The following is an 11,225-nucleotide window of genomic DNA, read 5'->3' as shown; positions in this document are numbered from 1 at the left end:
CTTGAAAGGTTTTGCCCTTCTCACGGAGTTTAATGGCTTGCTGGCGTAAAAGTTCTTGTTGCTCTGTGCTGAGCTTGCGTGCATCTGTAATCATGGGTACATTATATCAGATGTAAACTTCCACCGGGTTAATACATCAACGAGCCCAGCCTTTATGAACTTCTTTTCAATTTCATTAGCCAGCAATGAGCCTGACAACGACAGGCAAGTAACCAGCAACAGACATTTTGCTAAAAGATGCATCTTGTTCCTTTTGGGTTATAGCGCTTTTCTTTAGCCACGCACCACTTCTCCTGCATTAAAATTAAGCAATGTATCCAGCCATTTAGCCTGAAAAACATGTCTGTCCTGGCAGGCTTGTCCATAACATCCTCCACCGACACTAACGCTGTCGTTATCAGTCGACGCTCAAGTGATCGGCTTCATTTGATTGTAACGACTTAGATTCAGCTCCATTGAAAAATTAATTAAAGTCACCCCGTTTCTCTGAACTTCATTCGTTTTGATCACAGAGAAACCGCGGTGTTCAAAGAACGGCTTAGCCACAAGTGATGCCTCGACATATAAGCGTTTGATATTTCTGGCTCTTGCTTCATCGAGCAAACGTTCATACAGCCTGGATGCGACCCCTCTTCCCTGAAAATCTGGGTGAGTATAAGTGCAGTCAATATGACCATCTGCATCTAATTCTATAAAACCTGCCACGCAACCATCAATAAAAGCTATAAACGGTTTTTTCGCATTCAGGCGTTCAGCCCAGCGTTCATAATTGACAGGTGTAGGTGCCCAGGCTTCTTTTTGCTCTGGTGAATACAGCGAGGAGTCAATTGCTTGAACAGACTGATGAAACAAGTCAGCAATTTCCCTGGCGTTGTCTGCACAGTATGTTTGTATTTTCATAGTAGTTGGTCGTGGTAGAGCGCCCCGTTACCGAGGCGCCCCCACACAGATCCGGGCGTGCGGGGCTACCGCATCCAGCGCCTCAATTATATTATTTACCGCGGAGCATAAGCCTTGCACAAACCGTCTGATTTGTTCATCTTCGCCATTTCACCCAACAGGCAAGTCAATCCAGTTCCAGCTTTCACTGAATGTAATGTTTGAATCGGACCGGTAAATTCGAAGGCGGATTTGTTTGAATCATGCTGCCGTATCTTCGACTATTTGTCGATAATAGTTTTCCTCATATTCAAGTGACGGGATATCGCCGATAGAACTCAACAGTCGTTGCAAGTCACGCTCTTTGTAACATAAGCAACGAGCGACGGCTTTTTAAAAACCCATAAAAAAGCCGGTGCTTCCACACCGGCCTTTTATTAACTGATCAGTTACACCTGCCTACTCATCAGGCATCTCAACGTTATGGTAGATATCCTGAACATCTTCCACATCGTTGAGTAGCTCAAGGAACTTCTCGAACTGCTCAAGATCTTCACCCGCCAGCTCGGTATAGGTCTGTGGGATGAAGGTTATCTCTTCAACTTCAACTTCCAGATCAGGATATGCTTCGTTCAGGGCGGTTTTAGTTTTAAAGAAATCTGTATGTGGCGCGTAGACAGTGATATTGCCATCTTCACTCTCGATTTCAGCCACATCAACATCCGCTTCCATCAACAGTTCAAGGATCTCATCCTCGTCGTCATGGGGAAACACAAACACTGCACGGTGATCAAACATATGTGCAACAGTACCCTGACCGCCCAGTTTTGCTTTACCCTTATTGAAAGCAACACGGACATCACCAAAAGTGCGGTTATTGTTATCGGTAAGACAATCAGCGATGACCATGCATCCGCCTGGGCCAAAACCCTCGTAACGGGTAGGAACGAAATCCTCTCCTCCACCGCCTGCGGCTTTATCAATCGCCTTTTCGATAACATGTGCCGGCACCTGATCTTTTTTCGCTTTCTCGATAATACGACGCAGCGACAGGTTGCCCTCAGGATCTACGCCACCATTTTTAGCGACAACATAGATCTCCTTACCGTATTTAGCATACAGTTTGGATTTAGCTCCCTGAGTCTTAGCCATGGAAGCCTTACGAACTTCAAACTTTCTTCCCATTGGAAAATCTCTTTCTTACATTAAGACAGGAGCTCATTCTAATCGCTCGCCCGTCTAAGCTCTAGTGTGTGAATCCTGATTGTTAACAAATAGATCAGTTAACAGGGGATTAGTTGATCAAGACACAAAAAACGCGCCGTGGGCGCGTCTTTACATATCACTGAATAAACTCAGTCTTCGGCAGCCGCTTTCGGTGCTTCGAGATTTTCATAGATAAGGATCGGGTCGGACTCGCCGTTGATCACGCCCTCATCAATAACAACCTTGGAGATCCCCTTCTGAGATGGCAGGCTGTACATAATATCCAGCAAGTTCTCTTCCAGAATGGAGCGCAGCCCCCGGGCACCGGTCTTTCTTTCAAGCGCCTTGGTCGCAACGGCTTTAAGCGCATCTTCGCGGAAATCCAGATCGGCGCCTTCCATACCGAACAGCGCTGAATATTGCTTCGTCAGCGAGTTTTTCGGCTCGGTCAGAATCTGAATCAGGGCATCCTCATCCAGCTCAGTCAGCGTCGCAATCATTGGCAGACGTCCGACAAACTCAGGGATCAGACCATACTTCACCAGATCTTCAGACTCCAGGTCAGCCAGAATATCGGTAATCTTGCGGGTCTCTTCCTTACTGACGACGGCCGCATTGAAGCCGATCGAACTCTTTTCACTACGGTGTTTGATCACCTGATCCAGACCAGCAAATGCGCCACCACAGATAAACAGGATATTGGAGGTATCAACCTGCAAAAACTCCTGCTGTGGATGCTTGCGACCACCCTGAGGCGGTACTGAAGCCACGGTGCCTTCTATCAGTTTCAGCAAGGCCTGCTGTACACCCTCACCACTGACATCGCGGGTGATTGACGGGTTATCTGATTTACGGGAGATCTTATCGATCTCATCGATGTAGACAATACCCAGTTGGGCTTTCTCGACATCGTAATCACACTTTTGCAGCAACTTCTGAATGATGTTTTCAACATCTTCACCCACATAACCGGCTTCGGTCAGTGTCGTTGCATCGGCAATGGTGAACGGCACGTTAAGCATTCTTGCCAGTGTCTGAGCCAGCAGGGTTTTACCGCTACCGGTTGGGCCGATCAGCAGGATATTACTCTTACCCAGCTCAACATCGGTATCACCGGCGGTTTGCTGGAAACGCAGACGCTTGTAGTGATTATATACCGCAACGGAGAGTACTTTCTTGGCCCGTTCCTGACCGATTACGTACGCATCCAGATTGTCTTTAATTTCAGCCGGAGTCGGCAGGCGATCACCCTCTTCCTGGGCCTCTTCCGCGTCCTGAATCTCCTCTTTGATGATATCGTTACACAGATCAACACATTCATCACAGATAAATACAGACGGGCCTGCAATCAGTTTCTTAACTTCGTCCTGGCTTTTGCCACAGAAAGAGCAATACAGCAACTTGCTGTCATCGCTTCCTCCCTGTCCGTTGATATCGTCCGACATTCAACTACCTCTGTTTGTCCCGGCCATGCCCGGCCCGGACTTTTGATTTCTTTCGTGTGCCACGCACATTATAGCGGATAATGTGCACCGCTTTGAATCAAACTTCAAGTGCGGTGCTATCACGACAGCCAATACGGGACTGCTAACTGTCCCGATCACAGCAGTATTAACGGCTGCTCAGCACCTGATCGACCAGCCCGTAAGCAACCGCCTGCTCGGGAGACATAAAGTTATCCCGATCGGTATCCTTACTGATGGTCGCCATATCCTGACCGGTGTGATGAGACATAATGGTGTTCAATTTATCACGAATCGTCAGAATTTCCTGAGTGTGGATCTCGATATCTGTTGCCTGCCCCTGATAACCACCCAAAGGCTGGTGAATCATCATCCGCGAATGTGGCAGACAATAACGCTTACCTGCAGCGCCACCGGTCAGTAACAATGCGCCCATACTGGCCGCCTGACCGATACACATAGTACTTACATCAGGCTTGATGAACTGCATAGTGTCATAGATAGACAGCCCTGCAGTGACTGAACCGCCCGGTGAGTTTATATACAGGTGAATATCTTTATCCGGGTTTTCCGATTCAAGAAACAGTAACTGAGCAACCACCAGGTTAGCCATATGGTCTTCCACCTGACCCACCATGAAGATAACCCGCTCTTTGAGCAATCGAGAGTAGATGTCGTAAGAACGCTCACCACGCGCTGTCTGTTCAACAACCATGGGTACCAGACCACTGTTAGTAATTACTGTAGGGCCATTATAAAAATCCGACATTTGAATTCTCTCCTAATCCTTAACAAACACGCTTAGCGCACGTCCAGAAAAAAAAACGGCAGCCGGCCAAAGCCGACAACCGTTCTTTTATAAACGCAATTAAGACGAAGGGCAATTACGCCTCTTCTGATTCTTCTTCTGCTGCAGGTGCTGCAGGCTTGATTGCGTCTTCATAGCTCAGCTCGGTTTCGCTTACCTTAGCAGAATCCAGCAGCAGATCCATCACCTGATCTTCCAGAACCAGATTGTTAATCTGATTCAGCATCTCCTGGTTGCTGTAGTACCAGTCGATCACCTGCTGAGGCTCCTGATAAGTAGCAGCCAGCTCTTCAACAGTGGTGCGGACACGATCTTCGTCAACCTTCAGTTCGTTTGCCTTGATCACTTCAGCGACCAGCAAACCAACCTTAACACGCTTTTCAGCCTGTTCTGCAAACATCTCTTTAGGCAGCATGTTAGGATCGATATTGGCATTCTCGCCACCAAACTGCTGGATAGCCTGACGACGCATTGCATCGATCTCGCCATCAATCAGGGCAGCAGGTACATCAATTGCATTGATCTCTACCAGCTTACTGAATACCGCTTCTTTCAGCTTGGATTTCAGCGCCTGGGTCAGTTCACGCTCCATGTTCTTGCGCACTTCAACTCTGAAGCTGTCAACGGTCTTCTCTTCGATACCAAACTTAGCAAAGAACTCTTCGTTCAGTTCTGGCAGCACCTGAGCAGAAACCTTGTTCACTTTAACGTTGAACTTAGCATCTTTACCTTTCAGGTTTTCAGCGTGATATTCCTCAGGGAAAGTAACGTTAACCTCTTTCTCTTCACCCGCCTTAGCGCCTTCCAGCTGGGCCTCGAAACCTGGAATCATAGTGTTGGAACCCAGCACCAGATCCATACCGGTTGCAGTACCGCCATCAAAAGCTTCACCATCGATAAAACCTTCGAAATCGATGTTCAGCTGATCACCTTCAGCTGCGGCTTTATCAGCTTCTTCAAAAGCAGCTTGCTGCTTCTGCAGCGTTTCAATCATCTGATCCAGATCAGCCTCTTTAACTTCAGCGGAGTTTTTAACAATCTCAACGCTGGAGAAGTCAGCCAGTGCGATCTCTGGGTATACTTCAAACGTGGCTGTGTATGAGAAATCCTCACCCTCTTTGTCGTTTTTAAATTCGACATTCGGGCCACCCGCAGGGGTCAGGTTTTCCTGCTGAATCGCTTCATAAAAGCTCTGCTGCACAACTTCCCCGATCACTTCCTGACGGATGCCCTGGCCGTAGCGTTTTTTAACCACTTTAACCGGCACTTTACCAGGACGGAAACCGTCCAGACGAACAGTACGGGCTGTCTGCTGAACACGCTTAGCTACATCGCCGTCTACACGATCAGCAGGTACGACAACCGTCAGCTGACGCTCAAGACCAGTAGTGGTTTCTACGGATACTTGCATGGAATTCCTCACAAAATTATTTGTATCGTTACAAATCTGAAAATTGACCCGCTGCTTACCCTCATGCTTCAGCACAAAGCCCGTAACAACAGGTGCCAGAATTTCTAAAGGCGGAAATTGTCCGGGAAGCGGCACTATTAGTCAAGTGAAAAGCGTTGAATATCAACGTACACAGAACAAACAGCTAACAGGTTGAAATAGTTTTAATTACAGGAAAGAAATCAGGGACGGATAAACGGGGGAAATGGGGTGGACGATGGGGCTTGAACCCACGACCGCCGGAATCACAATCCGGAGCTCTACCAACTGAGCTACGCCCACCACAGGCATATTGATTGAGAAAGTCATTGGTGCGAGTGGGGAGACTCGAACTCCCACACCGTAAGATACTGGTACCTAAAACCAGCGCGTCTACCAATTCCGCCACACTCGCAAAAACTTTCTTTTGCCATCTGCTTCCTGGTATCAGCGTACCATGAATCCGATGACACTGTATTGGGGTGGACGATGGGGCTTGAACCCACGACCGCCGGAATCACAATCCGGAGCTCTACCAACTGAGCTACGCCCACCATTGCAATACAGCTTTTTGTCAGACCTTTTTGGCGCGCCCGGCAGGGGTCGAACCTGCAACCGCTCGCTTAGAAGGCGAGTGCTCTATCCATTGAGCTACGGGCGCCTGACACTGCCCGACCTTGTTAGAAGCACTATCTGCAACCAGGTGCGTCATGACCCTCCCTTCAAGGTGGTGCGCATAATATATATCGCTTTATACCCCGTCAACACCCTTTTTTAAAATTTTAACAAAATAAACCACTTAGCAATTTTCTGCTATTGCGATCCGAAAACACAATCGCTCCATTAAAAACAGGTTTTCAGCCGTCTGCCCGGACCGGCCTTCAATAATCACTGAAGCACAAAGAATACCCGGAGCATTTCCCCTTGGAGGATAGGGGCAACCATGAGACAATCCGCGCCATCAAAAAATGACTGAGGAAAACATTCGTAAGATGAGCGCTCAGATAATTGACGGCAAACAGATTGCCCAAAATGTTCGCGAACAGGTTGCCACTGGGGTAAAAGCCCGTATTGATCAGGGCAAACGTCCCCCCAGCCTGGCGGTAGTACTGGTAGGCTTCGATCCCGCCTCGCAGGTCTATGTCAGAAACAAGAAAAATGCATGTAAAGAGGTCGGCATTGAGTCCGTCTCTTACGACCTGCCCGCCGAAACCACACAGCAACAACTGCTTGATCTGGTCGATGAGCTGAACAGCGATACTAAGATTGACGGCATACTGGTCCAGCTCCCTCTGCCTGACCAACTGGAAGCCAATGAGATTCTTGAGCGAATCCGTCCTGAAAAGGATGTCGATGGCTTCCATCCGTTCAACCTGGGCCGTCTTGCCCAGCGACTCCCGGCACTTCGCCCCTGCACCCCTAAGGGGGTCATCACACTACTGCAATCAACAGGTGAACCGATACGGGGTAAAGATGCCGTCATCGTGGGGGCTTCTAATATCGTTGGCCGCCCCATGACACTTGAGTTACTGCTGGCAGGCTGCACGACAACCACAACCCATCGCTTTACTCAGGACCTGGCCAGCCATGTGCAGCGGGCCGATATTGTCGTTGTCGGGGTTGGTATTCCAGGCCTGGTTAAGGGGGAATGGATAAAACCGGGCGCGATAGTGATCGATGTCGGTATCAACCGCCTTGAAGATGGCCGTCTGGTAGGCGATGTTGAATACGATATTGCTGCGCAACGGGCTGGCTGGATCACCCCCGTACCTGGCGGCGTAGGCCCCATGACCGTCGCTACCCTGATGGAAAACACACTGGAAGCAGCGAATAACAACAGCTGAGTCCAATCGCTTTGAAAAAGGCCTTTTATCCTCCCGACGGAGATCATAAAGGGCCTTTTTTATTGGGCTGATGTAACATTTAACCTCAGGCCAGCGGAAAATCAGTAACCAGATCAAATGTTAACGCAACCAGCAGCACCCGTTTACATCACTATATTCAGGAAATTTTCAGGTTAGTATGCCACTATCTTTTGGCAACAACCGTTAACAACCGTTTTTGGCAACAATCTTTTACACACTAGCGGCACATTTAATACACCCGGCTAACACCGGAAACACACCGCCACCCATGCTGAGCAAACCTGTTTATGAATAGTAAAAAAATCATCCTGATCGTTGTCATTGCCGCCCTGATCAGCGCGTTCTTCCTGCTGGATCTGGATAGCTACCTGAATCTTGGCTATGTAAAATCGCAACAGGACAGTTTACAAAGCTGGGTGGCCAATAACCGCCTGGCAGCACTTGCCGCGTTTATGCTGATCTACACCCTTGTCACCGCCCTATCCCTTCCCGGGGCGGCGGTTATGACTCTGCTAGGTGGCGCGATCTTCGGCCTGTTTACCGGCTTGCTGCTGGTTTCATTTGCCAGCTCAATCGGTGCGACCCTGGCGTTTCTGATCTCCCGTTATCTGTTGCGGGAGCCATTGACCAACAAGTTTTCTAAATATATCGATCCGATCAACCGGGGGATTGAAAAAGACGGAATATCCTACCTGTTCACCCTTCGCCTGGTGCCGCTGTTCCCGTTTTTTGTTATCAATGCCGTTATGGGGATGACCCGGATGAAAGCGGGTACCTTCTATTGGGTCAGTCAGTTGGGCATGCTGCCGGGCACCGCTGTATTCGTCAATGCTGGTACTCAGTTGGCGGCCATTAAACAACCCGGTGATATTCTCTCTCCCAGCCTGATTCTCTCTTTCTGTTTATTAGGCGCCTTCCCGTGGATCGCAAAATCTATTGCCGATACAGTCAAACAGCGCCGCGTTTACACCGGGTTTAACAAGCCGAAGAAATTCGACACTAATATGGTGGTGATAGGTGCTGGAGCTGGCGGGCTGGTAACCTCCTATATTGCGGCGGCAACCAGAGCAAAAGTCACCCTGATAGAACGCCATAAGATGGGAGGTGACTGTCTTAATACGGGCTGCGTGCCCTCAAAAGCCCTGATCCGCACCACCCACTTCCTCGCAGATATACGTGACGCTGAACAGCTTGGAATCCGTAAAGCAGCTGTCGAATACGATTTCGCTGAGATTATGGAACGGGTGCAACGAATAATACAGACCATCGAGCCCCATGACTCAATCGCCCGCTATGAATCACTCGGGGTCGATTGCGTTACCGGAGAGGCATTTATCCGCAGCCCCTGGGAGGTTGAAGTTAACGGCAAAACAATCACCACCCGAAACATCGTGATCGCAACCGGAGCCCGCCCGACAATCCCTCAGATCCCCGGCATTGAACAGGTCGGTCCACTGACATCGGATACCGTATGGGAACTGCGTCAGCGCCCTGAACGACTGCTGATACTTGGCGCAGGCGCTATCGGTTGCGAACTGGGGCAGTGTTTCGCCCGACTGGGCAGCACGGTTTCAATACTCTTCCGGGGCAATCAGGTGCTGACCCGGGAAGACCAGGATGCTGCCGCCGTGGTCGAAAAACGCTTGATAGAGGATGGCATCAGGATCTGCTCAGGCCATACACCACTCCGATTTGAAGTCACCGCAAAAGGGTATGTACTGGTGTGCCGTCATAATGACCAGGAAAAACGTATCGGCTTCGATAAACTCCTGGTAGCAACCGGTCGTAGCGCCAATGTCACGGGTTTTGGTCTGGAAGCACTGGGCATCACAGCCCAACCCGGCGGCACCATTCAGGTGGATGATTATCTGCGCACACGCTTCCCCAATATACTCGCCTGCGGTGATGTCATAGGCCCCTACCAGTTCACCCACGCAGCCAGCCATCAGGCCTGGTATGCTGCGGTCAATGGACTGTTTGGGCAGTTGAAACGGTTCCGCGTAGACTACCGGTTTATCCCATTTACTACCTATACCAGCCCCGAAGTGGCCCGCATCGGTCTGAATGAAAAACAGGCCATTGATAAAGGCATCGCCTATGAGGCGGTGCGCTACAACCTGGAAGAGCTGGACCGGGCGATCACAGACGAAGCGGCCTATGGTTTTGTAAAAGTATTATTAAAACCCGGCAGCGATAAGATTATCGGCGTGACAATGGTGGGTGAACATGCCGCCGAGATGCTACCCGAATTCGCCCTGGCGATGAAAAACAAACTGGGGCTGAACAAGATCCTCGGCACCCTGCATGCGTACCCAACCCTGAACGAAGCCAATCGCTTTGTTGCCGGTGAGTGGAAAAAGCAGCATGCGCCGCAAAAGGTACTTGGCTGGCTGGAGAAATTTCACAGCTGGAAGCGTGGCTAATCGCCAACTCCTGGAACAGCATTCCTTCGGATCAAAAAGCCCTGAATTTCAGGGATTTTTAATCAACAATATCAATATATTAAAGCAACTATATAATATTGTTTATAAAACAAGTTCCTTAGTCGTTTCATTCACCAGAATCACTTTTCGATGCGGGAACGGGATCTCTATCTCATTCTCGTCCAGCGCTTTCTTGATCTGCTCCGGCACTGAGTAAAGCAGATCAAAATAGTGCTCGCCTTTACAGAATGGCCGCACCAGAAAATCAACCGAGCTGTTATTCAATGTTTCGACTTCAACAAAGGGGGCCGGGTTCTTTAACACATAGGGATGGTTTGCCAATACTGCTTCGATCACCGAACGGGCAGCATCAGTGCTTTCAGCATACGCCACCCCAAAGTGCATATCGACACCCCGGATATCATAGTGAGAGTGATTGATAATCTGATCACCCCAGATCTGCGAGTTAGGTACGATGATCTGCTGATTATCAAATGTTTGCAGTATCGTAGTAAACATATCGATCTCAGTCACCTTACCAAAGCGCCCTGCCGCCTCAATAAAATCATTCACTTTATAGGGACGAAAAATCAGCAGCATAACGCCGGCTGCCAGATTCGACATTGCTCCCTGTAGTGCCAGACCGACCGCCAGACCTGCCGCACCCAGCAACGCAACAATCGAAGCGGTCTGTACACCAAAGCGATTCAGTACCGCGATCATCACAAACGCAATGATCACATAGCGGGCCACGCTGCCGAGGAAACGGAACAGCGTATCATCCAGGTGCTTATTCTTTTTGCTGGCAGCCACAATAAGCTTATTCACCCTGCCCGCAAACCATAAGCCCAGCAGCAAGATAACAATTGCCAGCAGAATATTGCTTGCCCAGTCAACCGCGGCTGGAAAGTATTGGTTTATATCAATTTTTTCTAGTAGTTCCGACATCGTTTAGTTTTCCCTTGTTTGTCTTCCCTTAGGAGGCGAAATACCTGCATAACACTTCAGGCGCAAAATGCGAGTGAATAACAGTGATGATGCGAAGTCAATCAACAACCCCACCTATCCCTTGAATACGCGAGGGATGACAATGTCGTGGCTAAAGTGATTTATCTGAAATATTGTTTAACGACCCTACTATCCAGTACACTT

8 protein-coding genes and 4 tRNA genes are annotated in these 11,225 nt (G+C 49.1%); 2 read left to right on the top strand and 10 right to left on the bottom strand.

Annotated features, from left to right (window positions below):
* Positions 1–408: 408 nt before the first annotated feature.
* The 9 genes from JW499_RS19705 to JW499_RS19665 all read right to left on the bottom strand — a co-directional run bounded on the left by JW499_RS19705 (position 409) and on the right by JW499_RS19665 (position 6,446).
* Positions 409–900 (bottom strand): GNAT family N-acetyltransferase, encoded by a 492-nt coding sequence (locus tag JW499_RS19705; RefSeq protein ID WP_205212190.1) that lies wholly within the window; start codon positions 898–900, stop codon positions 409–411.
* Positions 901–1,338: 438 nt separating this feature from the next.
* On the bottom strand, positions 1,339–2,064 hold the full coding sequence (locus JW499_RS19700; RefSeq protein ID WP_205212189.1) for a YebC/PmpR family DNA-binding transcriptional regulator: 726 nt from the start codon (positions 2,062–2,064) through the stop codon (positions 1,339–1,341).
* A 170-nt stretch (positions 2,065–2,234) separates the two neighbouring features.
* Entirely contained in the window at positions 2,235–3,530 is a 1,296-nt protein-coding gene (clpX, locus tag JW499_RS19695; RefSeq protein ID WP_205212188.1) for an ATP-dependent protease ATP-binding subunit ClpX, read from the bottom strand.
* Positions 3,531–3,696: 166 nt separating this feature from the next.
* Entirely contained in the window at positions 3,697–4,317 is a 621-nt protein-coding gene (gene clpP, locus JW499_RS19690; RefSeq protein WP_091358689.1) for an ATP-dependent Clp endopeptidase proteolytic subunit ClpP, read from the bottom strand.
* Between the two features lie 115 nt (positions 4,318–4,432).
* The gene (gene tig / locus JW499_RS19685) at positions 4,433–5,767 is read right to left on the bottom strand and encodes a trigger factor (RefSeq protein ID WP_205212187.1); all 1,335 of its coding nucleotides are present in this window, start codon (positions 5,765–5,767) and stop codon (positions 4,433–4,435) included.
* Positions 5,768–6,012: 245 nt separating this feature from the next.
* Positions 6,013–6,088, bottom strand: a tRNA-His gene (locus JW499_RS19680).
* Positions 6,089–6,115: 27 nt separating this feature from the next.
* Positions 6,116–6,200, bottom strand: a tRNA-Leu gene (locus tag JW499_RS19675).
* Between the two features lie 63 nt (positions 6,201–6,263).
* Positions 6,264–6,339 (bottom strand) — tRNA-His (locus JW499_RS19670).
* 31 nt (positions 6,340–6,370) lie between these two features.
* Positions 6,371–6,446: transfer RNA gene (locus tag JW499_RS19665), tRNA-Arg, on the bottom strand.
* A gap of 331 nt (positions 6,447–6,777) precedes the next feature.
* On the opposite strand from JW499_RS19665, the gene folD reads away from it, so the two are divergent.
* A complete protein-coding gene (gene folD / locus JW499_RS19660) occupies positions 6,778–7,629 on the top strand; it encodes a bifunctional methylenetetrahydrofolate dehydrogenase/methenyltetrahydrofolate cyclohydrolase FolD (protein ID WP_205212186.1) in 852 nt (283 codons plus the stop codon).
* A gap of 308 nt (positions 7,630–7,937) precedes the next feature.
* Positions 7,938–10,073, top strand: coding sequence for an FAD-dependent oxidoreductase (locus tag JW499_RS19655; protein WP_205212185.1), 2,136 nt, complete (start codon positions 7,938–7,940; stop codon positions 10,071–10,073).
* A gap of 102 nt (positions 10,074–10,175) precedes the next feature.
* On the opposite strand, the gene JW499_RS19650 is transcribed toward JW499_RS19655, so the two are convergent.
* Positions 10,176–11,021: a mechanosensitive ion channel family protein gene (locus tag JW499_RS19650; RefSeq protein WP_205212184.1), complete on the bottom strand. Its 846-nt coding sequence runs from the start codon at positions 11,019–11,021 to the stop codon at positions 10,176–10,178.
* Positions 11,022–11,225: the final 204 nt, after the last annotated feature.

The organism is Amphritea pacifica (genome assembly GCF_016924145.1).
GTDB classification, from domain to species: Bacteria; Pseudomonadota; Gammaproteobacteria; order Pseudomonadales; family Balneatricaceae; genus Amphritea; species Amphritea pacifica.
The sequence above is the reverse complement of the archived record's forward strand: the minus strand, read 5'-3'. Positions and strand labels throughout refer to the sequence as shown.